This window comes from Rhizobium sp. SVR5-9E (assembly GCF_056755095.1).
Genome location: NZ_JBNDHS010000042.1, coordinates 26,342 through 52,342, shown reverse-complemented (window position 1 = coordinate 52,342; position 26,001 = coordinate 26,342). Strand labels below are relative to the sequence as shown.

23 protein-coding genes are annotated in these 26,001 nt (G+C 62.3%); 6 read left to right on the top strand and 17 right to left on the bottom strand.

Annotated elements, in window-relative coordinates; translation table 11 throughout:
- From ACPYOJ_RS19155 to ACPYOJ_RS19140, 4 genes are all read right to left on the bottom strand, one after another.
- A partial coding sequence (locus ACPYOJ_RS19155) for a VCBS domain-containing protein (RefSeq protein ID WP_481417665.1) occupies positions 1–4,772 on the bottom strand: 4,772 nt, incomplete at its 3' end.
- 301 nt (positions 4,773–5,073) lie between these two features.
- Positions 5,074–5,856, bottom strand: coding sequence for a VOC family protein (locus ACPYOJ_RS19150; protein WP_168828723.1), 783 nt, complete (start codon positions 5,854–5,856; stop codon positions 5,074–5,076).
- Positions 5,857–5,928: 72 nt separating this feature from the next.
- Positions 5,929–6,399 carry a DUF1579 domain-containing protein gene (locus ACPYOJ_RS19145; RefSeq protein WP_168828722.1) on the bottom strand — a complete coding sequence of 157 codons (471 nt, stop codon included), beginning with the start codon at positions 6,397–6,399 and terminating at the stop codon, positions 5,929–5,931.
- Positions 6,400–6,428: 29 nt separating this feature from the next.
- On the bottom strand, positions 6,429–7,154 hold the full coding sequence (locus ACPYOJ_RS19140) for a DUF899 domain-containing protein (protein ID WP_481417664.1): 726 nt from the start codon (positions 7,152–7,154) through the stop codon (positions 6,429–6,431).
- A gap of 86 nt (positions 7,155–7,240) precedes the next feature.
- On the opposite strand from ACPYOJ_RS19140, the gene ACPYOJ_RS19135 reads away from it, so the two are divergent.
- A complete protein-coding gene (locus ACPYOJ_RS19135) occupies positions 7,241–7,687 on the top strand; it encodes a MarR family winged helix-turn-helix transcriptional regulator (RefSeq protein WP_481417663.1) in 447 nt (148 codons plus the stop codon).
- Here ACPYOJ_RS19135 and ACPYOJ_RS19130 read toward each other — a convergent pair whose 3' ends face one another.
- The 3 genes from ACPYOJ_RS19130 to ACPYOJ_RS19120 all read right to left on the bottom strand — a co-directional run bounded on the left by ACPYOJ_RS19130 (position 7,688) and on the right by ACPYOJ_RS19120 (position 9,511).
- Entirely contained in the window at positions 7,688–8,440 is a 753-nt protein-coding gene (locus ACPYOJ_RS19130; RefSeq protein ID WP_481417662.1) for an RES family NAD+ phosphorylase, read from the bottom strand.
- A complete protein-coding gene (locus ACPYOJ_RS19125; RefSeq protein WP_481417661.1) occupies positions 8,400–8,783 on the bottom strand; it encodes an antitoxin Xre/MbcA/ParS toxin-binding domain-containing protein in 384 nt (127 codons plus the stop codon). The genes ACPYOJ_RS19130 and ACPYOJ_RS19125 overlap by 41 nt, the downstream gene beginning before the upstream one ends.
- A 305-nt stretch (positions 8,784–9,088) precedes the next feature.
- On the bottom strand, positions 9,089–9,511 hold the full coding sequence (locus tag ACPYOJ_RS19120; protein ID WP_481417660.1) for an organic hydroperoxide resistance protein: 423 nt from the start codon (positions 9,509–9,511) through the stop codon (positions 9,089–9,091).
- 128 nt (positions 9,512–9,639) lie between these two features.
- On the opposite strand from ACPYOJ_RS19120, the gene ACPYOJ_RS19115 reads away from it, so the two are divergent.
- Positions 9,640–10,107 (top strand): MarR family winged helix-turn-helix transcriptional regulator, encoded by a 468-nt coding sequence (locus tag ACPYOJ_RS19115; protein ID WP_481417659.1) that lies wholly within the window; start codon positions 9,640–9,642, stop codon positions 10,105–10,107.
- Positions 10,108–10,144: 37 nt separating this feature from the next.
- Here ACPYOJ_RS19115 and ACPYOJ_RS19110 read toward each other — a convergent pair whose 3' ends face one another.
- A complete protein-coding gene (locus ACPYOJ_RS19110) occupies positions 10,145–11,545 on the bottom strand; it encodes an MFS transporter (RefSeq protein WP_481417658.1) in 1,401 nt (466 codons plus the stop codon).
- A 113-nt stretch (positions 11,546–11,658) separates the two neighbouring features.
- On the opposite strand from ACPYOJ_RS19110, the gene ACPYOJ_RS19105 reads away from it, so the two are divergent.
- Positions 11,659–12,627 (top strand): LysR family transcriptional regulator, encoded by a 969-nt coding sequence (locus tag ACPYOJ_RS19105; protein ID WP_481417657.1) that lies wholly within the window; start codon positions 11,659–11,661, stop codon positions 12,625–12,627.
- A 148-nt stretch (positions 12,628–12,775) separates the two neighbouring features.
- A complete protein-coding gene (locus tag ACPYOJ_RS19100) occupies positions 12,776–13,687 on the top strand; it encodes a cell wall hydrolase (protein ID WP_481417656.1) in 912 nt (303 codons plus the stop codon).
- Between the two features lie 361 nt (positions 13,688–14,048).
- On the opposite strand, the gene ACPYOJ_RS19095 is transcribed toward ACPYOJ_RS19100, so the two are convergent.
- The 6 genes from ACPYOJ_RS19095 to ACPYOJ_RS19070 all read right to left on the bottom strand — a co-directional run bounded on the left by ACPYOJ_RS19095 (position 14,049) and on the right by ACPYOJ_RS19070 (position 20,045).
- A complete protein-coding gene (locus ACPYOJ_RS19095) occupies positions 14,049–14,762 on the bottom strand; it encodes a L,D-transpeptidase (RefSeq protein ID WP_168828712.1) in 714 nt (237 codons plus the stop codon).
- 178 nt (positions 14,763–14,940) lie between these two features.
- Positions 14,941–15,783: a L,D-transpeptidase gene (locus tag ACPYOJ_RS19090; protein ID WP_481417655.1), complete on the bottom strand. Its 843-nt coding sequence runs from the start codon at positions 15,781–15,783 to the stop codon at positions 14,941–14,943.
- A gap of 131 nt (positions 15,784–15,914) precedes the next feature.
- Entirely contained in the window at positions 15,915–16,133 is a 219-nt protein-coding gene (locus ACPYOJ_RS19085; protein ID WP_168828710.1) for a hypothetical protein, read from the bottom strand.
- 45 nt (positions 16,134–16,178) lie between these two features.
- A complete protein-coding gene (locus ACPYOJ_RS19080) occupies positions 16,179–17,102 on the bottom strand; it encodes an alpha/beta hydrolase family protein (RefSeq protein ID WP_168828709.1) in 924 nt (307 codons plus the stop codon).
- Positions 17,103–17,190: 88 nt separating this feature from the next.
- Positions 17,191–18,837 carry a cisplatin damage response ATP-dependent DNA ligase gene (locus ACPYOJ_RS19075; RefSeq protein ID WP_481417654.1) on the bottom strand — a complete coding sequence of 549 codons (1,647 nt, stop codon included), beginning with the start codon at positions 18,835–18,837 and terminating at the stop codon, positions 17,191–17,193.
- Positions 18,838–19,034: 197 nt separating this feature from the next.
- On the bottom strand, positions 19,035–20,045 hold the full coding sequence (locus ACPYOJ_RS19070; RefSeq protein ID WP_481417667.1) for a ligase-associated DNA damage response exonuclease: 1,011 nt from the start codon (positions 20,043–20,045) through the stop codon (positions 19,035–19,037).
- Between the two features lie 186 nt (positions 20,046–20,231).
- Here ACPYOJ_RS19070 and ACPYOJ_RS19065 point away from each other — a divergent pair, with 186 nt between their 5' ends.
- The gene (locus tag ACPYOJ_RS19065; protein ID WP_481417653.1) at positions 20,232–21,557 is read left to right on the top strand and encodes a TIGR03808 family TAT-translocated repetitive protein; all 1,326 of its coding nucleotides are present in this window, start codon (positions 20,232–20,234) and stop codon (positions 21,555–21,557) included.
- Positions 21,558–21,651: 94 nt separating this feature from the next.
- The gene (locus tag ACPYOJ_RS19060) at positions 21,652–22,311 is read left to right on the top strand and encodes a glutathione S-transferase family protein (RefSeq protein ID WP_481417652.1); all 660 of its coding nucleotides are present in this window, start codon (positions 21,652–21,654) and stop codon (positions 22,309–22,311) included.
- Positions 22,312–22,576: 265 nt separating this feature from the next.
- Here ACPYOJ_RS19060 and nadC read toward each other — a convergent pair whose 3' ends face one another.
- The 3 genes from nadC to nadA are packed head-to-tail and all read right to left on the bottom strand — an operon-like array spanning position 22,577 to position 25,945.
- Positions 22,577–23,437: a carboxylating nicotinate-nucleotide diphosphorylase gene (gene nadC, locus ACPYOJ_RS19055; RefSeq protein WP_481417651.1), complete on the bottom strand. Its 861-nt coding sequence runs from the start codon at positions 23,435–23,437 to the stop codon at positions 22,577–22,579.
- A gap of 1 nt (position 23,438) precedes the next feature.
- Positions 23,439–24,977: an L-aspartate oxidase gene (locus tag ACPYOJ_RS19050; RefSeq protein WP_481417650.1), complete on the bottom strand. Its 1,539-nt coding sequence runs from the start codon at positions 24,975–24,977 to the stop codon at positions 23,439–23,441.
- On the bottom strand, positions 24,974–25,945 hold the full coding sequence (nadA, locus tag ACPYOJ_RS19045; protein WP_481417649.1) for a quinolinate synthase NadA: 972 nt from the start codon (positions 25,943–25,945) through the stop codon (positions 24,974–24,976). Before nadA ends, ACPYOJ_RS19050 begins: the two co-directional genes overlap by 4 nt.
- Positions 25,946–26,001: the final 56 nt, after the last annotated feature.

Sequence of the window (26,001 nt, the reverse complement as noted above, 5' to 3'; positions counted from 1 at the left end):
GTGACGACGTCCTGGCCAACAAAGCCGTCGACGGTCGTCGATACGGTTTCGCCGGTCGGGATGCTGATGACGGGCGCGTCGTTGGTACCCGTCACCACGACCGTCACCGTCGTCGTATCCATGCCGCCGTCACCGTCCGACAGCGTCACATTGTAGGTCAGCGTCAGCTTCTCGCCCTTGGCAAGATAGTCGAAGGTGTTGTCCGGGGCGTTGAACGACCAGTTGATCGCACCAACGGCAGAACCTGCAGCCTTTGATGCCAAGACGCTCAGGAAGTTGCTATAGTCGGCGCTCGTGCCCGTCACGCCGAAGGCCGTAACGCCTGTCACCGTTGCAAAGTGGCCGGTATCATTCAGATCGGCGTCGGCAAAAACTATCGTGCCGGACGCCGTGTCGAAGGACGACGAACCCGTCACGCCAGGCCGCTCGCCGATCAGACGGATATCATCATAGGCAATCACAGGCGCATCGTTGGTGCCCGTCACAACAACGTTCACCGTCTGCGTCGTCTTGCCACCGTCATGATCATCGACTTCGATCGTGTACTGCAGCGTCAGCTTCTCGCCGGCCGCGAGATAATCGAAGATCGCATCCGGAGCCTTGAACGTCGCCTTGACTTCACCATCAGACGAACCGGCGGTCTTCGTCACGCTGTCGATGTCCAGCGCATTCGCAAGCGCAAGACGGCTGAGAATGTTGAGACCGTCCGTCTCGCCGAGCGCCTTGAAGCCCGTCACCTTCGCCGTATGGCCAGTGTCGCTCAGATCCGCGTCGCTGAAGTGAACCGACAGATGCGCAACGTCGTTCGAGAAATTCAGCGTCTCGCCAACCCGCTCCGTTACGTCGACCGACGTGCTGTCGATGATCGGCTTGTCATTCGTGCCGGTGACGGTGATCGTCACGACCTGCGTGCCCTTGCCGCCGTCGCCGTCATCGACCTGAACCGTGTAGCTCAGCGTGACGGTCTGACCCTTCGCAAGATAATCGAAGGTCTTGTCGTCGGCCGCAAAGTTCCAGCCGATCGAACCCGTCTGTGAACCGGCGTCCTTCGTGACAGTACCCGTATGCATCAGCGCAAGAAGCGCCTCGTTCGACGGAAGGCCGTTCGAAACGCCGCTCGCCGACACGCCCGTCACGGAAGCCGTATGGCCAGTGTCGTTCAGATCGACATCCGTGAACGAAAGCGTGCCCGATGCCGTCCGGTCCGTCTCCGAACCCGTCTGATTGGCAAGCTCCGTAAACGAGCCTGCACCCGCCGCCGCGATGACAGGCGCATCGTTCGTGCCGGTGACAATGATCGTCACCTTCGACGTGTCCGTGCCGCCATGGCCGTCCGACAGAAGCACGTTATAGGTCAGCGTCAGCTTCTCGTCCTTGGCGAGGTAGTCGAAGGTGCTGTCCGGCGCGTTGAACGCCCAGTTGATCGCACCAACAGCGCTGCCTGCTGCCTTCGCCGCAGAAACCGTGAGGAAGTGGCTGTAATCGTTCGAACCCGTACCCGTCACGCCGGAAGCGGAAACGCCCGTCACCGTCGCAACATGGCCGGTGTCGCTCAGATCCGCATCGCCGAACAGAACCGTACCAGATGCCGTATCGGAAGACGTAGAACCCGTCTTGCCGGACTGCTCGCCGATGAAGCGAAGATCGTTATAGGCAATCACAGGCGCATCGTTGGTGCCGGTCACGACGACATCAACCGTCTGCTGCACCTTCGCGCCATGCTTGTCGTTCACTTCGATCGTGTATTGCAGCGTCAGCTTCTCGCCGGCAGCAAGATAATCAAAGATCAGATCCGGAGCCTTGAACGTCGCCTTGACCTGGCCATCCGTCGAGCCGGCGACCTTCGTCACACTGTCGATGTCCAGCAGGCTCTGCAGCGCAAGGTTGCCTAGGAAGCCGCCAGGAAGACCACTCGTTACACCGAGCGCCTTAACGTCCGTCACCTTCGCCGTATGGCCGGTGTCGCTCAGATCCGCGTCGCTGAAGTGAACCGAAAGATGTGCAACGTCGTTCGAGAAGGAAAGCGTCTTGCCGGCCTGCTCCGTCACATCAACCGACGTGCTGTCGATCACCGGTTTGTCATTCGTGCCGGTGACGGTGATCGTCACGACCTGCGTGCCCTTGCCGCCGTCGCCGTCATCGACCTGAACCGTGTAGCTCAGCGTGACGGTCTGACCCTTCGCAAGATAATCGAAAGTCTTGTCGTCGGCCTCAAATTTCCAACCGATCGTACCCGTCTGCGAACCGGCGTCCTTCGTGACAGTGCCCGTATGCATCAGCGCAAGAAGCGCCTCGCTCGGCGGAAGCCCGCTCGAAATACCGCTGACAGTCACGCCCGTCACCGAGGCCGCATGGCCCGTGTCGTTCACGTCGATATCCGTGAACGAAAGCGTTCCGCTAGCCGTACGGTCCGTCTCCGAACCCGTCTGACCGGCAAGCTCCGTAAACGAGCCTGCACCCGTCGTCGTGATAATTGGGGCATCGTTGGTGCCGGTGATGGTGACGGCAATATCCTTGGTGACGGAGTCGTGATCACCATCGGCTACAGTGTACGGGATGTGGAGGACCGCGGTTTCTCCCGCTGCCAAGCTGTCGAATGCCGTGCCTGGATTGATGGTGATCGTGCGGCCATCGGCTCCCAGAACAATCTCGGGCATGCCGAGCACGACGCCCGTAGGCACGCCGCTCAGGCTCGCATTACCGAGGGTTATCGCAGCACCGTGCTGGTCGGCGCCGAAGTTGAAATCGACACCTTCGGTCAGCGTGACCGTCTTCGTCTGATTTTCGGACATGCCCGAAGTCACGTCGGTTGCCGTCGGAAGGCTGTCGCCAACGTTGATGATGAACTGGCCGGCGCCGAGCGTCACCGTATCGTGGTCGGCGTCGGAGGCCTGAACATAGGCGCTGAGATCAAGCGCCATCGTATCGCTGCCGACGGCGTGATCGAGTTCACCGTACAATTTGAAGGTGGCAGTGCCGTCAGCCGCCACGTTGAGCGTGAAGATCGGCTTGTCCTGCTTTCCGTCAATATAGCCGATGAGCGTGGTGCCGTCGGATATGATCTTTACCTGTTCGCCGCCTGCGGTGACCGAGCCAAGATTTTGCGCCGCGACGGTCTTCAGCGCGAAGGATGCGCCGCCATTGACATCGTCCGCGCCAACATTGACCAACGGGGAGAGATCGACAGTCGCCGACGAAACATTCGGCGCGGCCCCGATCTGGAGGCTCCAGTCCCGCAGCGTGCCAACGTCCAGCCCCGCGTCGTCCCTGATTTCGAGGGTCCAGGTTCCGCTCATGTCCTTGCCGTCGAGAAGCGAAAGCTCGTCGATTGTAGGACGCCACGTGCCAACGAATGGCTGCGAGGCAGACCCAAAGCTTTCAGCCGCTTCATCGTCGAACGTGATGACGCCGTTCGGATCGCCACTGCCGCCGTTGTCGTTGATCAGCTGAATTCTGGTGCCATCCGGGGCGATCAGCGTGATGTCGAGGTCCGACATGAAGGTATGGGCGAGATTGATCGACACGTTGACGTCGTGAATGGTCCCGCCGGCGGGCACCGTGATGGTCGAGGTGACCGTACTGACGTCCGGGATGGCAAGATTGACGGAACCCGATTCGAAGCTGTGCGGTTGAACCGTGAGGTCGCTTTCCGTGACGTTGCCGGAAACGATTGTATTCGCGTTGATCGTCGGGCCGTCGTCGCGGATGTCGATCGTGGCATTGCCGGTGACGGCATCGCCGTCCTTGTCGGTCACCGTATAGGTAAAGTTGAGGCCGAGCGCGTCGTGCGCGCCGGTCTCGCCAACATCGGGATGGTCGAGCGGGCCGTATTGGGTGAAGGTGAAGGCGCCCGTCGAAGTGTCGGTGACCTTGAGTTCGAAAACGGTGATCGTCTTGGCTTCGGCGCCTTCACCGATGGTGATCGTGCCGGTGATCGTCAGGCCGTTGACGGTGACGGTGACGTCATGGCCGCCGGAGGTCAGGCCGCTGACGGGCTTGCCCGCGGTGCCGCCTTCCTCGTCGACATCCGTGCTGCCGGTGTAGTTTACAGCGGTGATGACGCCTACGTCCGTGCCGCCGTTAAAGCCGAACTGGCCGTTGACCGTCTGCTGGGCAAAGCCGCCCTCGGCGTTCGCCGTTTCCGTCAGCGTGAGCAGCTGTGTGGTCGTGATCGTCGGGACATCGTTGGTGAATTCCTGCGTGCCGCCGAGCGTCGGATCCAGCTGCTGCGTGTCGGCCAGAAGCTGCGCCAGCTGGGTCGGGGCGTCGTCACCCGGCTGGAGCGTATCCTGGAACTCGGCGCCGGAGCTCGGCGCTGCCGCGGTTGCGGTATCGGTGCCGTCCGGGCCGGCGGCGACGTTGATCTTGCTGTCGTTCAGCGCTGCGATGACGGTGTCACGTGGCAGCTCGACGTCTCCAAGCATGAAACTGGGGACATGCAGGGCGCCGTTGACGATGACGATTTCCGTTCCGTCCGCCTGGACGAGCACCAGATTGCTGCCCTCGATGTGAATATCGTCCAGCGAGACGTTGGCCGGAAGATGAGCAACGTTGTTCTGGTCGGCAACAACTTCGTTCGGGTTGGCGTTCGCGGGTGCCGGCGGGGTGGCCTCCACGCGGCCGGTCTTTGGGGTCTGCTCGCTGCTCGCCGCCTGAGCGAGCTCGACACGCTCGACCTCGGCCGGCTTTGCATCTTCGCGAATGTCCGAAAGAAACTCGTGCGGCGCGTTTTCGCCATCGACGTTCGAAATGCGCAGATCTTCGTTAGACATGACTCTACCCCAAATGTACAACTGGGGCCTATCAATTACGCGGCAGGGCTAATTGCAATACTTCCTTAACCGGGCAGGCATAGCCGGTTATGCATCCCCCCAAAAATGTTCAGGAACGATTAACCCTGGCCATGGGTTTTGAGGGCGGGAACGCTAAAATTTGAATAAAATTAATAGATTAGAACGGGCGATCTTAGCCGCCAAAAAGAGGGCGGCGGCTCCTGTCGAGAGCCGCCGCCGGCATTTCCAACATTGCGATTCGCCGTTTTGCGGGGCGCTGCCGATCGCTCTTTGGAGAGGGTCAGCGTCCAGGCGCCACGAGGCAGAAAAATGCACCCTGCGGGTCCGTGGCATTGATGACCCAGCTGCCGCCAGGCACCTCCATCGGCCCGAAGAGGACCTTGCCGCCGCCCGCATTGACGCGCTCGACGGCGCTGTCGATGGCTGGAACGTTGAAGTAATAGCCCCAATAGCACACCGGCACGTTGGCGGGCTTGGTCATCATGCCGCCGATCTGCTTGCCGTGCTCGGCGAAGATGCGGTAGGCGCCCATCTCGCCCATGTCGAAGTCGTGATCCTTCGTCCAGCCGAAGATTTTCGAGTAGAAGGGGAACGCTTCCTCCATATTGCCGGACATGAGTTCATGCCAGCCGACATGGCCGGGTGTGTTCATGCCGACATCCGGCGGCGGGTTTTCCGGCGGGATCGGCGTCATGATACAGATGACGGCGCCGTGCGGGTCGGCAACGACCGCGAAGCGGCCGATCGTCGGGATATCCTCCGGCGGGCGGCGCACCTTTCCGCCGTTCGCCTCGAAATCCTTGGCGGTCTGATCGACGTCATCGACGGCGACGTAGCCGGTCCAGTTCGGCGGGATGCCCTGCCCTTCGAGCTCGGCCGGGAAATCCATCATGCCTGCAGCCCCCGCTCCGTTCGCTTCGAAGATGGTGTAGGCAGGCAGGTTGGCGATCTTCATGTCCTTGGTCGTCCACCCGACGACGGAACCATAGAACCGGGCGGCGGCCTGGGTATCTGGCGTCATCAGTTCGTACCAGATGAACTTTCCATGCGTATCGGAAGCCATGATCTTTCCTTTCACGCTTTGTGATTGAGTGAGCTGTCATTCCTGAGCGATTGCGTGAGACGTCATTGCTGATCACCGCGCGCGTGCGTAGCGTGCCTCCATGAACTGCTTCCAGCTGCCGTCCGGCTGCTTCGCCGCCGAGGTGAAGGTTCGGTGATCGTCATCGATGAAGGTGATCTGCTCGCGGTAATCCTGTTCGGCGCCGTCGGACTGGAAATCCGGCCCTCTCGTGTAAAGGTTGAGCACCTTGCCGTCCGCAGAGACGTCGCCCTCATAGACCCACATGTGGTCCATCATCGAGCCGATCCAGCTGCCGACATATTTACCTTTCGTGGCATTGTAGCCGAGGGTCAGCACGGTGGTGGCTGCGCCGCCGCCCGGCATTTCGCCATTGCCTTCGGCAACGAACCAGATGCCGTGCAGCGAGCGCACGATCTCCGTCCATTGCTGCCCGCCGGTCATTTCAGGGGCCGTGACATCCCAGACGCCAACCAGCTTCTCGAGAAAACGGTGCTCCTCCAGCACCTTTGCACTTTCCATCATCCTTCTCCCTTAGGTGATGCTAGCAAGTTTCAATGACAGGACTGCGTCTTCGGAGCGCCCTCATATTCGTCATGGCGCTTGACGAAATCCATTGTGCCGTTCTCGTTGCGGCCCTTCGGCGCCCGATCGAGGATCATCAACGTGCCGATCGTTTCCTCCAGACCTCGGGCATAGCTAGAGTAGGTGTGGAAGATTTCACCCTTCTCGTTCTTGTAGAAAGCGCTGAGGCCCGGGAGTTCGTCGTTGGCGTCGGCGGATTCGATCGCGCTGAAGTTATAGAACACCGTCTCCTTGGCGAGGTCCTCGGGACTGAAGGAAACGTGGTAGTCAAAATTGAAGTCGCTGCCGGAGGATGAAACCCAGGGAAATTTCCAGCCCATTCGCTTCTTGTAGGCTTCTATCTTGGGAAGCGGAGCGAGAGACACGGCGACCCATGTGACGTCGTGATTGTTGAGATGCGGCAGCGCGCCATCGACGTGATCGGACACGAAAGAGCAGCCCGGACAACCGGCATCCCAATCCGGCCCGAGCATGAAATGGTAGATGATCAGCTGGCTGCGACCGCCGAAGAGATCGGAAAGGCTCTTCCTTCCCTCAGGCGTGTCGAAAACATAGTCCTTGTCGACCTTGACCCAGGGCAAAGCGAGGCGCTCGGCATTGACCTTGTCTCTGAGATGCGTTGCTTCCTTCTCCTTCAGAAGCAGCGCCTGGCGGGCTTCGAGCCATTCTTCACGGGAAACGACTTGATTCTCCATCGTGTGCGCCCTCCTCCTGCGCAACCGATTACCGGCACATTCTCGTTTTCCTTGACTAAATACATTGATATCAATAGAAATTAGGCATGTCAAACGCGGTAGAGATTCCTTTTTCAACGACGCTGCTGGTGCGCGACACCTGCCTGTGCCTGCACGTTCAGCGCGCCGCCCGCGCGCTCGCACGGCTTTTCGACGACGCTCTTCGCCCGCTCGGGCTCACCAACGGCCAGTTCTCGCTGATGATGTCGCTGAACCGCCCGGAGCCGCCGCCGATGGGGCCGGTCGCCCATCTTCTCGCCATGGACCAGACGACGCTGACCGCGGCATTGAAGCCGCTGCAGCGCCGAGGATGGGTAAATGTCGTGCAGAATCCAAAAGACAAGCGCGGGCGGCTGCTGAGTCTCACGGCGGAAGGCAAGGCAGTGCTCGCCGCGGCACTGCCGATCTGGGAAAGCACGCATGCCGCGCTGGAAGAGAAGCTGCCGGACGGCGATGCGAGCAAGCTGCGGAGCGACCTGCAGGCGCTTGCGTAGTCAGCGGGCAATGCGCGGATCGTTGCCGAAATCGCTCCTCGCAAAACCGATCCTTGCTGCCGGAAATTCGCACAGCGCCTGAACGCCTGCCGCAGCCAGGCGGATGCGCCATGTCTGGCGCTCGGATGGTTCACGGGCGCTGAAGGCCTTGGCCGTCAAAAGCGCTATGTTTCGGCCCCGATTCGGATCGCGGACGGATTCGTAGAGGATTGCCTCTGTGCCGATCGCGCGGGCGGTGTCGGCGAGCGCCTGACAGGGCTCGTAGTTGACGGGATCCGTCCATTGGGCGCGACCGCTATCGAGCGGCGGGGCGGTCAGATCTATTGCCATCTTTGTTGCGACTGGAGCGGCAAAAGCCGTGTATTCCGCCGCATTCTCAGGCAGCGGCGTGCCGGGCGAATCGGCAAAGAAGAGCAGCCGGTAGAAGGCCATTTCGGCAAGCGCCGTTTCGACCTTTTCGGAAGCGTAGAAAACGCCGAGCGTTCGTCCTGCCCTGCGAAAGCGCGAGCCGTGCGGGTAGACCGCGCCGTAGCGGAAAGGCGTGGCAAGGAGATAATCGAGACCGGCACATTCCGGCGGCAGGGCCGGCTTGCTCTCCTCGAGCAGGGTTTCGAGCAGTGCCTGCTCTTCCAGCGTATCGACGAGTTTGAGCGTCGAGATCTGATGCTGCGCTTCCACCAGCCGCCAGAAACGGCCGGAGATCGGCCGCGTTTCAGACGAGAGCGCGGCGGGCGTCCAGATAGGCAAGGACATCGGTCAATCCGGAAATGCTGACGATCTTTTCGAGCGGCGCGGCGCCAAGTGCGGTATTGGCATTGCGCAGCCATTGCCGGGCAACGGCCTCGTCACCGCCGACGATTGCGTCCAGCGAGCGGAAGAGGCGGACGAGCAAGACTGCCAGCTCGAAGGATTTGCTGCCGCGCTCCAGCAGATGGTCCTGCCGCTTCATCCGCGAGACGGTCGCTTCGGAGACGCCGAGAACGGCAGCGAGCGCGCGGGCGCTGATCCCTAGCCGGTCGGCGGCATTGATCGCCGCCTTGGTAATGACGGCGGCTTCCGCGGCAGAGCGGGTTTGATCGGGAGAAATTGCGGCCATGGCGCCTATCCTTTCCTTAGAAAGAATATAGCGATTTTATTTCAGAAGAAAAGAGTAGGCTTTGCCGTTTGCCTAGGGAGTAGCTGACCAGACGCCGGAAAGCCCCCTCACCCTGCCCTCTCCCCGAGGGGAGAGGGGAACACAGAGGGTAAGGCCGCTCCCTTCTCCCCTCGGGGAGAAGGTGCCGGCAGGCGGATGAGGGGCCGCAGGCGAACGGCCAACTTCTATCAGTCGTCGGCACGCGAGGCCCCCTCATCCGACCCTTCGGGCCACCTTCTCCCCGAGGGGAGAAGGGAAAATCTCAATCAAGCAACAGTAACCGGAACTTCGGTCGAGGTGCGCATGGCGTGGCTGTAGGGGCAGACGATATGGGCGGCGGCAGCGAGCTTTTCGGCTTCGGCCTTGTCCATGCCCGGAATGTTGACCGTCAGCGCCACTTCGATGCCGAAACCGCCGCCGTCTTCGCGCGGGCCGATGCCGACCTTGGCGGAAACCGTCGCATCTTCAGGAATCTTGACCTTCTGCTGGCCCGCGACAAATTTCAAGGCACCGAGGAAGCAGGCGGAATAGCCAGCTGCAAAGAGCTGTTCGGGATTGGTGCCGGTCGCGCCGTCGCCGCCGAGTTCCTTCGGAACAGTCAACGTCACATCGAGAACGCCGTTGTCGGAAACGGCGCGGCCTGCGCGGCCACCGGTGGCGGAAGCTTTGGTCGTATAGAGGATCGGCATGTCAGTCTCCTGTGTTTGCGTTGGGGCTGGACTTTCTATATTGCGCAATTAAATTGTACGCAAGTGAATTTTGCAAATTGCATTCGGAATCTGAAAAGAGGAGAATTGCACCTCAAAGGAACAGGATGATGAAAGCGCAGACGGCGAAGATGATGGAAATTCCCGAGGAGGAGAAGCGGCTGGAGAAACAGCTCTGTTTCGCGGTCTATTCAACGGCGCATGCCTTCACGCGCGCCTACAAGCCGATCCTCGACAAGGTCGGCCTCACCTACCCGCAATATCTGGTGATGCTGGTGCTCTGGGAGCAGGCCGAGCTGCCGGTCAAAACGATCGGCGAGCAGTTGGATCTCGATTCCGGGACGCTCTCGCCGCTGCTCAAGCGGCTTGAACAGAGCGGCCTGATCAAACGCACGCGCGATTCGCGCGATGAGCGGCAGGTGATCGTTTCGCTGACTCCGAGGGGCCGATCGATGCAGAGCGAAGCGAACACGATCATGATGGCTATCGGCCGGGCCGCCGGCTGCACGCTTGAAGAGTTGGTGGAAATCCGCGGAGCCCTGCAGAAGCTGCGCGGAAACCTGAACGCGTCGGTGTAAGATCGCCCGCGCCTCTCAGCGCGGGCGCCGGTAAAGCCTATTCGGCAGCCTGGTAGGCAGGAGCACTCAGCCGCGACGTCCGCGGACCCAGCGCCGCGAGAAGCACGACCGCGACCGCAAGCAACGCCGTGAAGGCAATGCCTGCCAGATAGGGATCCCAGCCGAAGGACGGAGCCGCGCCAAAGACCGCCGAGGCGGCTGCGAGCACGATGCCGCCACCGATCTGGAAGGCCGCAAACAGCATGCCGGAGGCCAGGCCCGATTTGTCTTCCTCGACGTCAGCAAGCGCTGCGACCTGCACGGAAGGATAGGTCATCGCATAACCAACGCCGAGCGCGAGCTGCGACAGCACGACGAGCAGGATCGGATCGACGCGGCCGACGGCGGCTACCCAGAAGATGTAGCTTAGCGCCTGCAGCGCCACGCCGAGCGCCATCAGGCCGGTCGTGCCGCGGCTTTGCGCAATGGCGGCAAAGCGCGGTGCCAGGAACATGACGCAGACGCCGCCGAAAGCGAAGCAGAAGCCGGTAACGAAGGCCGACCAGCCCAACTCGTTCTGATAATAGAGCGTCGCGATGAACTGGAAGCCGACATAGACGCCCTGAAAGAGCGCGGCAACGGCGTTGGCATGGCTGAGCTTTGCCCGGCGGAACATCGCAAGCGGCACCATCGGATCGGCATGCCGGGCTTCGACGGCAAGGAAGAGCAGGATCAAGACGACCGCTGCACCCAGCGCGCCCCAGGTGGGAAAGGCGCTCCAGCCGACGGCCGCGGCATTGGTGATGCCGAAGACGAAGAGCAGCAGGCCGGGGGTGATCGTCAAGGCGCCTGCCCAGTCGAAGCGCGGGCGGGTTTCGCCCCGGTGCTCATCGGCGGGCAGGACGAAGGGCGCGATGGCCAGCGTGATGATCGCCACCGGAGCGCCCATGACCAGCGTCGCCCGCCAGCTGAAGACAGTGGCAGCACCCCCGAGCACCATGCCGAGCACGAACCCGGTGGCGCCTGTCGAGGAGAAGACGCCGAGCGCCTTGGCCCGGGCGCTCCCCTCCCGGAAGACGGAGAGCAGAAGCGCGAGCGCGGCCGGCGCGGTGAAGGCGGCGGCGATGCCCTTGATCAGGCGGGCGGCAATCAGCGTCGGTCCGCTGTCGACAAAGGCGCCCGCTATGCTTGCGGCCGCGAATAGGCCGAGCGACCAGAGAAAGACGCGGCGATGGCCGAAAACGTCGGCAACGCGGCCGCCGAGCAGCAGGAAGCCGCCATAGCCGAGGACATAGGCGCTGACGGCCCATTGCAGCGAGGTTGCCGGCATGCCGAGTTCCGCCTGAATGGCGGGAAGCGCTACGCCGATGGTCGAAACGTCCATGGCGTCAAGGAAATTGGCGGCGCAGAGTAACAGCAATGCCAGCCCCGCCCCACTTCGAGATTGTGTGAGTGTCATCGAGATCGTTCCTTTTCCTGCCGCGCGAGTTGGGAAGCGGCAGAGGAACGAGAAAATGTACATCTCCGAACCCCCTTGCAAATTGATAGTAACCATGCCAGGTATTACTGATAATGATGAATGACGCGATCCTTCGAAAAATCGATTTGAACCTTCTGCTCGCCTTCTCGGTGCTGATGCAGGAGCGCAATGTCAGCCGCGCGGCCGAGCGGCTGCTGCTCGGTCAGCCGGGACTTTCGGCGGCGCTGCGGCGGCTGCGCGAAGCACTCTACGACGAATTGTTCGTCCGTGTCGGGCGCGGCCTGCAGCCGACGCCGAGGGCGCTTGCCATCGCGCCAGCGATCGAGGATGCGCTTTCCGGTATCGAACGCGCCATCCGGCCGCCGGCCGCCTTCGACCCCGCCAGCTGGCAGGGCGAATTCCGCATCGGCCTGTGCGACAATCTCGAATCGGCCTTCTTCGGCCCGCTCGCCGCACGCCTGCGCGAGCTGGCGCCAGGTGCCCGGCTGGTGGGTGTCGCCGCCTTGGACAAACGCGAAGCCGGACGGATGCTTGACGAAGGTGCCTATGATTTCAGCGTCTCGATCCATGACGAGCCCGCCTCCTGGCACATCCGCGAGCCGCTCTTCGACCAGTCCTCCATCTCGATCTACGATCCGAACCAGCTCAGGCTGAAGGCGCCGCTGAGCCTCGAGGACTTCACCCGCGCCGACCATGTCGCCGTCTCGTTCGAGGGCAACAACAGCTCGACCAACGTCGACATTGCGCTTGCCCGTTTGGGACACAGCCGCCAGGTGGTGGCAACGGTGCCGCGCTTCTCCGCCTTGCCGATGGCGCTGCAAGCGATGCCGGCGATTGCGACGATTCCGGAATCAATCGGGCGTTGCATGGCCAAATTGCACGGGCTAGTTGTTTCAGCGCCGCCGGTTCCGCTACCGACCGAGCCAGTGACGATGCTCTACCGGCGCGTCGATCGAGCGGATGAAAGGTCCATCTGGTTCCGCCGGCTGTTCGTTGAAATTGCCGGTGCAGCGCTCGAAGCATCGGGCTGCAAAATGGGCATTTCCAAGGCAGCCGCCTGACGGCAGTGTGTCCGCCTCGTACCCATCTCATTGAAATACAATCTGTTTTTTTCGTCTCACGAAATGTGTTTGGAATATTAACCAACGTGAGCTAAAAAACATGCGCGACGTGATTGGGCTGGACTATCACAATAGGAGGCACATACCGTTGAGGGCGCGACATGCATTGGGCAAATCCATAACCGGAATTCTATTCGCCGGACTGGCTGCAACAGGGTGCACCACCGCAGCTAACACGACAGCTACAGCAAGTCCTTCCGCATCCGCGCGGCAGGTAAAAACTCACTCAACCAAGGTGACTTACAACTACACCGCGCGAGATCGCGACTGCCTGAAGCGGGCCATGTACTTCGAATCGGAGCATGCGGATCGCGCCGGCTACATGGCGGTCGGGACCGTCGTGATGAACCGGCTGACCTCAGGCGCCTACCCTAGTTCGATCTGCGGCGTGGTCGCGCAGGAAAGACAGTTCGCGCCCGGCGTCATGACCAGGGCCATCGACGCGAGAGTCGGACCGGAACTCGATTCCGCAGCGAACGGAATTCTGCGCGGGGAACGGCACCCTGGGGTCAAGGACGCCATGTTCTTCCATACTGCGGGCCTGAGCTTCCCCTATCGCAACATGCACTATGTCACTGCGGCGGGCGGCAATGTCTTTTATGAAAAGCGCTCGCGCGACGGAACGCTCCAGACGCCTTCCCCGCTTCCCGGCTATGAAGTCGCTATGAACTACCTTCCTGGCCGGATGAACTACCTTTCCGACCAACCCCCTGCGAGCCCGGTTCAATTCGCGGCCTATGACGCGTCGGCAGGCTCCTCACAGGTCGATGTACAGCTGCCGCAGACCGGGCCGATCCCATCGGCGATGCCGGTTGCGCAGACCTTGCCGGTCACCACATGGGCGCCGGATTTCACCACGACATCCTCGATTCCGGCTGCCGCTCCGGCGCCTGCAGGGACGATCATGCCGCCTGAAGGGGCACCGATCGCGCTGCCGACGCCGCGTCCGGCATACAACAGCGCAGCGCTCGACCTACGCAACCTCTCGCTTGGCGGCTGAGGGCGCCGCGGCAGTCTGTCATTCAAACCTTGAAATCAAAAACTCCCCCGGCCCGGCCGGGGGAGTTCAGTTTGTTGACAAAGGCCAATGTCAGGGGACGGCTCTCCACGCCGTCACCCCGGACTGGATCCGGGGTCCAGCAGCGCCGCGTCTGCGGCGCGTAAGACTGTCAGTCATGCGAGCCTTTTCGGCTCACAGACGTTCGCCGGCTGGATTCCGGCTCAAGGCCGGAATGACGGGGTCGGGCGTCCTCTTTAAAACTGCGACTGATGCTATCTTGGTCAGCGGCCTGAACTCCTCCGGCGGGACGGGAGGAGTTCTTTTGTTTAAGCCTCTGCGGGTCGCACCCTTGTGCGATCGCTCACTGCCACACGACGATCGGCGTCTTGACCGGCACGCGGTCATAGAGGTCGATGATATCCTGGTTCATCAGGCGGACGCAGCCGGAGGAAACGGCCTTGCCGATGGAGCGCCATTCCGGACTGCCGTGCAGGCGGTAGAGCGTGTCCTGACCGCTCGAGAAGATATAGAGCGCACGGGCGCCCAGCGGATTGACGAGGCCCGGTTCCATGCCACCGCGCTCGATCGAATATTTCGCAAGCTCCGGCTGGCGGGCGACCATCTCGTTCGGTGGCTTCCAGCGCGGCCATTTCTGCTTCCACTGGATGACGCCGCTGCCGGCCCAGGCAAAGCCTTCGCGGCCAATGCCGACGCCGTAGCGCATCGCCGTTCCACCCGGCTGGACGAGATAGAGAAAACGCGAGGGCGTATCGACGACGATCGTGCCGGGCGGCTGGCCCGTCGGGTCGATGACCTGCTGGCGATAAAAGCGGGGGTCGATCTCGTGGTAGGGAACAGCAGGGATCAGGAAGCCGCCGTCTTCGATCGGGCCGTACATCACCTCAAGCTCGGCATCTGACGGCCTAGGCGTTGTCTCGAACAAGCGTGGAACACGGAAAACGACGGGCTGAGCGGTCGGGGCCGAAGTGGAAGCGCAGCCGGCAAGCGCGGAAGCCGCAGTCAAAGCCGAAAGGGAGAGAAAGCTGCGGCGGGAGAGAGGTTTTTCGTGACTCATGCGCGGGACGGATTTCCTTCCTGTCGCGGGGCGCGCGCATCATACGACAAACACCCCGGTTGGTTCATTCAACGCCGGTGACATCTCATAAAATCTATTCACCGACGGTAAATAAGCCATAGCCTCACGAAGTCGTGTCCCCGCGCAGGCAGACGATATCGTCCGCCCTGTGGCGCGGCTACATCACTACGATCTCGGCCTTGGCCGGAACGCGATTGTAAAGGTCGACGACATCCTGGTTCAGCATGCGCACGCAGCCGGACGAAACGGCCTTGCCGATCGACTGCCAGTCCGGAGTGCCGTGAACGCGATAGAGCGTATCCTGGCCATCCTTGAAGATATACATGGCGCGGGCACCAAGCGGATTTCCGAGGCCCGGATTCATGCCGCCGTTCTCGGCCGAGAAGGGACGGATATCCGGCTGACGCGACACCATTTCGGCAGGCGGCGTCCAGCGCGGCCACTTCTGCTTCCATTGAATGACACCGCGGCCGGACCATGCGTAGCCTTCGCGGCCAAGCCCGACGCCGTAGCGCATCGCCTTGCCGCCGGGCTCGATGAAATAGAGATGCTTGCTCTTCGTATCGACGATGATCGTACCCGGCTTTTCCTGCGTCGGGTAATCGACCTCCTGTCGGAGATATTCAGGATTGATCCGGCTGACCGGGATGGTCGGCAGAACGAAGTCACCATCCTGAACCTCGCCGTACGCGGACGACGCACTCAGCGGATCGGTGACCGGCAGACCGTAGGTTCGACTGTAGTTGGCGGCAGGAAGGCCGTAGGTCTGATTGTACAGCGTCGGCGGCGGGACCTCGCGCCTCTGCGGTACTGGCGCATCCAGCGCCCTGACGCGCCTGGGGTCGACACCCGGCGGCTGATAGAAGACAGGCGATGTCTCCTGCACGAAACGGTCAGGATCAGTTGCGCCGGTATCCGGAATGAGAATATTGCAGCCGCTGAGGCACGCGGCCGCCAGGGCAAGGCCGGCAAAGGGGAGCACCCGGCGCGAGAAATCCATAAATCCACCCTTTTATCCAGGCTCAGCTGAGCGATATCCGCGGGCAGATATGGCACTTGCGGCTGGCGTGAAGCTGGTGTCGGCCCCGAAGCTTCACCGGGTCGCTTCAAGGGATCAATGGGGCGAAATCACTAAACTAGCACGACGCCGTGGCCGTACACCGCCGTCAACTCGCGAACGAGCTCCGTCTCGTCTTCGGTCAGCTTTCTCACGTCGACAAAGCGCCAGTTGCGCTCGTAGAGCGCAAAGGCTTCCTTTGCCGGAAGGGGGCACGTCGGCTCGCGATCCAGCAGAAGCGATTTCAGCTGGGGGTAATCGTTCGGGATGATCTCGTCTGGCACTCGCGCCATGATGCACCCTAGTATAGTGCATCGGCCCAAAAATTGAAGGCGCGCCTATGAGGCCACGCCATGGAAAAAGGGAATGCTCTGTGCGATCTGCTCGGGCAGCGCCGAATTATGGTTGCCGGCGGCCGTAGCGGCGTCGATGTGAATGCCGGCACCACCGGCGCGGCTGACGAGCAGGCTGGTACGGTCGATGAAATGGTCCTCCTCGGTCGCGTGCGTGACGCGGACCGGGCATTTGAAACTCTGCGCGTAGCAGAGCGCCGAGCGAACCTCGAACTCGTGCTTGTTGGTATCGTCGAAACGGATGTCCTGCGGGTACCGATTGAAGAAACGGAACGCGTCAGGATTGCCGGACATCGGGGCAGCGGCACGGAATCGGTGGGTGCTCATGGCGGCCAGCATGGTGAGCGTGCCTCCAACGCTATGGCCCGCGACGAAAAGCCGGTTCGGATCGACACCGGGAAGATGCGCAAGCCGGTCGGCGGCCGCCAGCACGTCGTCCACCTCATCGTAAAAACCGGAAAAATTGCCCATCTGGCCATTTTCACCGCGGACGGAAGGCATGAGCACGACGAAACCCGCATCCATGTATGGCTTGATGAGCTGCCAGTGGCCTATGCCCATGGCGTTGCCGCCATGGAGGAAAAGCACGCCCGGCATTGCATGACGCTTGCGCTTGTATTTGCTGACCCAGGCAGCAAGCTCGAGTTCGCCGCCGGCGCCCGAGCGGTAGAATATCTGCTCGCCACCCGGCGGTGCGACCAATGGCTCGTATTTGTCCGGCGCTGGCCCCTTCCGAAGCAGCTTCGTGCGGAAGCGGTGGCGGACCTTGGCATAGTCATGCTTGATCAGGCGTGGCTGATCCGGAACCTCGAAGGCGGAGGCGATGCCGGGCAGCAGGAGGGTGCCCGCGATCCCGGCGAGTACGGCGCGGCGTTGGCGGAAGAAGTCATTTCGATCATCAAAGAACATGGCTCACCACGAATAGACCCGGCTTCGAATGTCTGCACCGGAACTCGATGACGGCCAATACACATTGCGTTGAAAGCGGGATTCTGCGTCACTGTTGCGCAGGAGGGGCTCTGCCGCGGCCGTTGTCGATCATCGCGACCAGTGTTTCGAGCCGGTCGGCCTCGTAGGACGGCTTGTCGGGACGCAGCCGGGAGATGCGCGGAAAGCGCATCGCTACGCCGGATTTGTGCCGGGTGGAGCGATTGATTCCCTCGAAGGCGACTTCGACGACGAAACCGAACTCCCTGTCGGCCCGCAGGGCGCGAACCGGACCGAAGCGCTCCGTCGTGTTGTTGCGGACGAACTTGTCGAGCACCTCCAACTCCTGGTCGGTAAAGCCGAAATAGGCCTTGCCGACCGGCACCAGCTGCTCGCCATCCGGCATTTCGGTCCAGACACCGAAAGTGAAATCGGAATAGTAGCTCGAGCGCTTGCCGTGGCCGCGCTGGGCATACATCAAGACGGCGTCGACGTTGTAGGGATTGCGTTTCCACTTGAACCACGGGCCCTTCACGCGGCCGGCCTGATAGATACTGTCCTTTCGCTTGATCATCACCCCCTCGATCACCGGATCGGGCGGCGATTCGCGCAGATCGTCCAACTCATCCCATGTCGAAAAGGCAACGAGCGAAGAGAGATCGAAGCGATCGTGCGGGGCCTGTTCGATGATTTCCGAAAGACGGTCGCGACGATCGAGATAAGTGTTGCCGCGCACGTCCTCGTCGCCGTCGAAAAGCAAATCATACGCCCGGATGAAGGCGGGATACTCCTCGAGCATTTTGGCAGTCACCGTCTTGCGGTTCAAGCGTTGCTGAAGGTCGGAAAAGGTTCTCGTCGGGCTGTTCGAGCGCGACGTGCCGCCGACCAGCAATTCGCCGTCGAGCACACCGTTGAAGCTGATCGATTCCAGGATGTCCGGGAAGGCGCCGGAAATGTCGTCGCCGGAGCGGGAATAGATCTTGCGCGTTTCGCCCGAGCGCGAAAGCTGCACACGGATGCCGTCCCATTTCCATTCGGCGGCATAGTCCGCCGGGTCGAGGTTGGCCAGATCGTTCTCCTCCACCGGATGGGCGAGCATGACGGAGTGGAAGATCGCCGGCGTCGCCAGGATGGGCTTGCCACCCCTGCCCTCCAGCCATTCGAACAGCGACTCGTAGGGCGGTTCGAGGCCGTGCCAGAGCGTTTCGATCTCGGTCACGTCCTTGCTGCCGAGATCAGCCAGCGCCTGCTTGGCAAGCCGTGCCGAGACGCCGATGCGCATGGCGCCGGTTGCGAGCTTGATGAAGGCGAAGCGCCCCGACGGATCCAGCCGGTCCATCGTCTCGCGGACGAAGCCTCTGACTTCGGTGCGGCCGAGGGAATTCATCCGGGTGACGACTTCGCCGAGGCGCGGCTGGGCGAGCGCGGAACGGTCGATGTCCTTCTCGTTGTCCCAGACGAGCGAGATCGTTTCGGCGAGATCACCGACATAATCGTAGGAATAGCGGAACAGCACCTCGTCCAGACGCTCGAGCGTCAGATCGCGGAGCATGGCGGGCTTGACGTCGCGCACCACCAGTGTGCCGGCGATGGCGGCAAGGCCATAGCCCCGGTCCGGGTCCGGCGTATCGCGAAAATAGTCGGCCAGCAGCTTCAGCTTGCCGTTGCGGCTGGGGGTGAGAACGAGACGGTCGAGTAGGTCGGCGAAGGCTTTCATAGGAGCGCTCCGTCTTTTCTTCTCCCCAGCGGGGAGAAGGTGGCCCGAAGGGTCGGATGAGGGGGTCGGCGCGTCATACAAAGGCTTTGCGAATAAGGCGGTTGTTCGCTCCTTCCGTCGCTCACCCCCCTCATCTCTCCTAACGGACATCTTCTCCCCGCTGGGGAGAAGAGGAAACCCACCGCAGCAATCACGCGTCAATCCCCCTCATCTTCGTAGCCCACCAGATGAAGCGGCTTGGCCTTGATGCCCTGCAGTTCGCACCAGCGCACGAGCGCCTCCTCGCGGCCATGGGTGACCCAGACTTCGGCGGCGCCGAGTTCCTTGATCGTCTCGGTGAGTTCCGGCCAGTCGCAATGGTCGGAGATCACCAGCGGCAGTTCGACGCCTTGCTGCTTGGCGCGCTGGCGCACCATCATCCAACCGGAGGCGAAGGCGGGAAGCGGATCGTTGAAACGGCGCGCCCAGCGATCGGCAAAGGCGGAGGACGGCCCGACGACGACCGTGCCCCGGAAGGCGGCTTTATCGCGGCTCTCGATCGTTGCCGGCTGCAGATCGCCAAGATCGATGCCCTGCCCCTGATAATAGTCGCAGAGCCGCTCCATCGCGCCATGGATATAGATCGGCTCGCTGTAACCGGCATCGCGCAGCAGACGGATAACACGCTGCGCCTTGCCGAGCGCATAGGCGCCGATCAGATGCGTGCGCTCCGGAAACTGACGCAGCGAGGCCAGCACCTTGCCGGTCTCGTCCATCGGGTCGGGATGGTGGAAGACCGGAAGCCCGAAGGTCGCTTCGGTGATGAAGACGTCGCAGGGGACCGGCACATAGGCGGCGCAGGTCGGGTCCGGGCGGCGCTTGTAATCGCCGGAGACGACAATGCGGGTGCCGTTCTTCTCGATGGCGATCTGCGCGGAGCCGAGAACATGGCCGGCCGGATGGAAGCTCACCTTGACGCCGTTCAAATCCAGCTCTTCGCCGAAGCTCGCGGCCTGCTCGCTGCCTGCGAAATCGTCGCCATAGCGCAGGCGCATGATGTCAAGCGTCTGGCGCGTGGCGAGAACATGCCGGTGGCCGGAGCGGGCATGGTCGGAATGGCCGTGGGTGACCAGAGCCCGATCCACCGGCCGCACCGGATCGACATAAAATCCGCCCTCCGGGCAATAAAGCCCCTCGGGGGCCGGGTAAAGCAGAGCATCGGGTCTCATCATGAGCGAAAAGATAGCGAGAAACGGGCGGACCGCCAGTGGCCCTTTGCCGTTTGCGTCTGATCGCTGTCCCCGGGGAATGTCACGGGTTGTTTCAATACTGAAAAGGCAGCTTACTTCGCGGCAAGGATTTTGTGCAAAAACAGAGATCCGAACTGACATTCACTGCTTTCGGACGGTCCTCGGATGCATCTGCGTCGCAACATACTCGGCTTTCTCGGCACGGCGCTTGCCATGCCGGTGGCCGGTCGTGCCTTTGCGGCATCGAAGCCGCCGGCGCTGCGCGGCGCGCTGGATGCTTCGGGGGTGGCCAAGAACGGGCTGCAGGCGATGATCGACGAGGCGGCGCGGAGGGATACGCCGCTCTATCTTCCCGCCGGGACCTATCAGGCCGCGAACCTCGTGCTGCCGGGTAATTGCCGCATCAGCGGCGTTCCCGGCGCCTCGCGGATTTTGCATCGCGGCAGCCTCAATTCGGCAGATGGCGCGCGGCGGATCGAGCTTTCCGGCATCGTCATCGAGAGCAACGGCGGCATGGCCGAGGAGGAAAACGGCGGGCTTGTCCAGTTGACCGGTGTGGACGACCTGCAGATCGACAATTGTGAGATTCGAGGAAGCAGCAAACACGGCTTGCGCCTGGAGCGCTGCGGCGGGCGGATCGAGCGCAGCCGCCTTTCAGGGGCGGCGCAGGCGGGCGTCTTTGCGGTCAATTCCACCGGACTGTCGATCACCGGAAACACGGTGACCGAATGCGGCAATGGCGGCATTCTCGTGCATCGCTGGGAGAAGGGCGAAGACGGCACTGTGATCTCCGGCAACCGTGTTACCCGCATCCGGGCGGATGACGGCGGCACGGGGCAGAACGGCAACGGCATCAATATTTTCCGCGCCGGCGGGGTGATTATCGCCAACAACCATATTTCCGACTGCGCCTTTACCGCCGTCCGCGCCAATTCCGGCGACAACGTGCAGATCACCGGCAATCAATGCCTGCGCTCCGGCGAGACGGCGATCTATGTGGAATTCAATTTTCAGGGCGCCATCGTTTCCAGCAACCTCGTCGACGGTGCGGCGAACGGTATCTCCATCGCCAATTTCAACGAAGGCGGAAGGCTTGCGGCCGTCAGCGGCAACATCGTGCGGAACCTGACGCTGGCCGGCCCTTATAAGCACGAAGTCGGCTTCGGCACCGGCATCGCCGCGGAGGCCGATACGGTCATCTCCGGCAATATCATCGAAGGCGCGCCACTCTGGGCGATGCAACTCGGCTGGGGACCCTATCTGCGCAATCTCGCCGTTACCGGAAACGTCGTGCGAAAGTCCGCTGTCGGCTGCGCGGTGTCTGTGGCAGACGGCGCGGGCACGGCGGTGATCACCGGCAACATCTTTCAGGAGATGAGCGAGGGCGCGATCTTCGGTTTCGAATGGGACAAGAAGGTGTCCGGAGATCTCACAAAGGCGGGCAGCGACCGATATCCGCAGCTGACGATCGAGCAGAACAGGACCGGCTGAGACGCATCAAAACCTTTCATTGATACATAAGGTTGAGCCGCTTCCGCCTCGCTCGCCAACGCTTTAATTTGCAGCAGATACAAGGGGATCAGACATGCTGACAATCTATGGGGTTTACCGTTCTCGCGCCGCGCGCGTCTACTGGATGGCGGAGGAGCTGGGCATCGAGTTCAAATCCGCGCCGGTGATCCAGGCGAAGCGGCTTGCCAATCCACTCGCTCCCGATGCGCCGATCAACACGCTCTCGCCGGAATTCCTCGCCGTCAATCCGATGGGACTGATCCCTTCGATCAAGGACGGCGAGCTTGTGATGCATGAGTCGCTGGCGATCAACCTCTACCTCGCCCGCAAACATGGCGGCCCGCTTTCCGCTCAAACCGTCGAGGAAGACGGTTTGCTGACGATGTGGACCGTCTGGGCGCTGGCGGAGGTCGAGCCGCATACAGTGAAGATCGTCCTCACCTACGACAACGAGCACGAAAACACCGAGGCCGGCAAGGGGACGATCGACGTCGCCTGCCGCTCCATGAAGCGGCCGCTCGCCGTTCTGGAAAAGCATCTCACCGAGAGGGACTGGATCGTCGGCGGTCGCTTCACCGTCGCCGATCTCAACGTGGCGGAAGTGCTGCGCTACAGCCAGACGGAACAGGCGCTCTTCGACGCGCATCCGAAGGTCGATGCCTGGCTGAAGCGCTGCCAGTCCCGCCCGGGCTACCTCGCCATGCAGGCGACGCGCTCGAAAGAGCCGGTCTAACTGGCTCGCAGACTGCTGACAAACTCTTTGCTGACCGGATTTTTGCGATCGACGGTGCTGTACTCACCGTCGTCATCCCGGCCTTGAGCCGGGATCCAGCGCGATCAAGTCATTGATCGCAATAGACTCTTTCGCGCGATGGACATCGCGCTGCTGGATGCCGGATCAGGTCCGGCATGACGCAAAAGAATGCGTCGGCATCCAACAACGACCTTTGTCGACAACCTGAGAGCCGGTCTAACTGGCTGACGGACCAACACCCGCGTCACGACTGGTTGGATTTCCAATCGAGCCCGATGTCGAGCGTCGGCGCGCTATGCGTCAGCCAGCCGACCGAGACGAGGTCGACGCCGGACGCGGCGATTGCGCCTGCCGACTGCGGCGTCACGCGCCCGGAGGCTTCGGTGATCGCCCGGCCTGCGACGAGCGCCACCGCTTCGCGAAGCTCATCGGGGGTCATGTTGTCGAGCAGCACTGCATCGACACCGACTTCCATCACCTCGCGCAGCTGCTTTAGCGTGTCGACCTCGACCTCGATCTTCACCATATGGCCGGCACCCGCCTTGGCCCGGCGGATCGCCTCAGCAACGCCGCCGGCAATAGCAACGTGATTGTCCTTGATCAGAACGGCATCGGAAAGCGCAAACCGGTGGTTCACGCCGCCACCGGCGCGCACGGCGTATTTCTCGAGGATGCGCAATCCCGGCGTCGTCTTGCGCGTGCAGGCGACCGAAGCTTTCGTGCCAGCGATGGCGGCGACAATCCCCGCCGTGACCGTCGCGATGCCGGACAGGTGGCCGAGGAAATTCAAGGCCGTCCGCTCGCCGGTCAGGATGCCGCGTGAGGGACCTTCGATCGCGGCGATGACCTCACCGGGCTTCACGGCCGCGCCGTCGCCGACGTGACGCGTCAAAACGATCTCAGGATCGACGAACTGGAACGCAAGCTCGGCAGCGTCGAGACCGGCGATCACGCCCGGCTGGCGCGCCGCCATGACGACCGCCGAGCGATGGTCTTCGGGGATGACGGCGGCCGAGGTGATGTCGCCGGCAAGACCGAGATCTTCAAGCAGGGCGTTGCGGACGAGCGGCTCGATCATCAGCCGCGGCAAGGAAACAAGCGTCATGTTAGGCACTCCTGGCAAGGGGATTGGATAGGACGGCCTGCGCAAAATTCAGCACCTGAGGCAGGCTCATCCGACGGCGTCTGGCGTTCGCAAGCTTGAGCGGGAAGTCGGTTCGGGCATGGGCGCCGCGTGATTCGGTCCGCAGGGCCGCAAAGACGGCAATCAGCAAGGCGACGATTGCGGGGTCGGTTGCGGGTCCCTCCTGCTCGACAAGCGGCAGGAGGGCGCCGATCGCACCGTGAATCGTGCCGCCGTTGCGCAGGACACCGAGATGTCCGGAAACAATACCGCGAACAGGCGATGCGTCGGGCTGCGGTGGCAGCGGTTCGAGCGCCGTCGGGCGCAGGCATGCGGCCGTGCCTGCTATGTCTTTGGCGGCGCGCATGCCCATGACCGCGGCTTCCAGCAGCGAGTTGCTGGCCAGCCGGTTGGCGCCGTGCAGGCCGGTCGATGCGGCTTCGCCCGCGACCCAGAGGCCGGGGACAGAACTGCGGCCGCTCTCGTCCGTGGTGACGCCGCCCATGTGATAGTGCACGGCCGGTGCGACCGGGATCAGCTGCCGCGCTGGATCGATCCCCGCTTCGCGGCACAGCCCGTCGATCAGCGGAAAGCGCATCGGGAAGCGATCGCCCAACGCCTCGCGGGCATCGAGGAACACCCGGCCGCCGCGCGCGATTTCGGCGCTGATCGCCCGCGCCACGACATCGCGCGGCGCAAGTTCCGCAGCAGGCTGATCCGCCATGAAGCGCTCACCCCGTTCGTTGAGAAGGACTGCCCCCTCGCCGCGCACCGCCTCGCTGACAAGCGCCAGCGGCCTGCGCTTCGAGCGGAGCGCCGTCGGATGGAACTGCACGAATTCCATATCGGCCAGCTCGGCCCCTGCCCTCGCCGCAAGCGCAATGCCCTGCCCGAAGTTACCGACCGGGTTGGTCGTCGCCTCGTAGAGGCCGCCCACGCCGCCGGTGGCCAGCAGGACATGCGGCGTCGGCAGGATGAAAGCCGTTCCCTTCGATGCGCAGAGGACGCCACCGATCACACCGTCGGCGAGAAGCAGACGCCGGACTTCGAAATCGGCCAGCACGGTGACCGACGAAGTGGAGGAGACAGCCTGTGCCAGTGCACGAACAATCGCAGCACCCGAACCGTCGCCCTCGGCATGAACGATGCGCGGGCGGCAATGGGCGGCCTCGAGGCCCAGCGAAAGCTCTCCTGCTGCACTCCTGTCGAAGCGGACGCCGGCTTTCTCCAGCGCGGCGATCACCGCCGGCGCTTCGCTGATGATACCGGCGGCGACTTCGGGATCGCAAAAGCCATCGCCGGCCGCAAGCGTATCGGCAAGGTGCAGCTCCGCGCTGTCATCCGCACCGATGCTTGCGGCGATGCCGCCCTGCGCCCAGGCACTTGAGGTCTCAGCGCCTAGTGCCCCTCGGGTGATGAGCACGACCGGCTGCGGCGCAAGGGTCAGCGCCGTCATCAGCCCGGCAAGGCCGCTGCCGACAATGACGGGACGGCCGGCAAGATGGGTCAGGATCTCGGTCATATCGCCAGCATCCTTTCCACCGCCCGGCGTGCGGCAACGGCAACGGCGGGGTCGACCGTGACTTCGTGGCGGTTTTCTTCCAGCGCGGAACGGATGTTCGAAAGCGTGATCAGCTTCATGTGCGGGCAGAGATTGCAGGGCCGGATGAACTCGACGTCCGGATGATGGACGGCGACGTTGTCGCTCATCGAACATTCGGTGAGGAGTACGACACGGGCGGGACGCCTTTGCCCGACATAATCGGACATGACGGCGGTGGAACCTGCGAAGTCCGCTTCGGCGACGACATCCGGAGGACATTCCGGATGTGCGAGCACGGTGACGCCGGGGTAGTTTTCCCTCAGCTGGCGAACGTCGTCGGCATTGAAGAGCTCATGCACTTCGCAATGGCCGTGCCAAGCGATGATTTCGACATCCGTCTCCTTCGCAACATTGCGGGCGAGATATTCGTCCGGGATCATCAGCACGCGCGGCACGCCGAGCGATTCGACCACCTGCTTGGCGTTGCCCGAGGTGCAGCAGATGTCCGAAGCGGCCTTCACCGCCGCCGAAGTGTTCACATAGGTGATAACAGGCACGCCGGGATGCGCCTGCCGCAGCAGCGCGACGTCTTCCGGCGTGATCGAATCAGCCAGCGAGCAGCCTGCGCCCATATCGGGGATGAGCACCGTCTTTTGAGGATTGAGGAGTTTTGCCGTCTCGGCCATGAAATGCACGCCGGCAAGGACGATGACCTCCGCATCCACCTCGATCGCCTTGCGCGCCAGTGCAAGACTGTCGCCGACGATATCGGCCACACCGTGGAAAATCTCCGGCGTCTGGTAGTTGTGGGCGAGAATGACCGCGTTGCGGCGGCGCTTGAGATCGAGAATCGCTTCGACATCCTCCTCGAAGCTCAGCCATTCGGCCTTGGGGATGACGCGGCTGACGCGGTCGTAGAGAGAGGACGCGGACACGGCAGAATTCATGGCGATCTCCTTTATACTCTAAATGAGTATATATAGGACAAAGCTTATTATTCTCA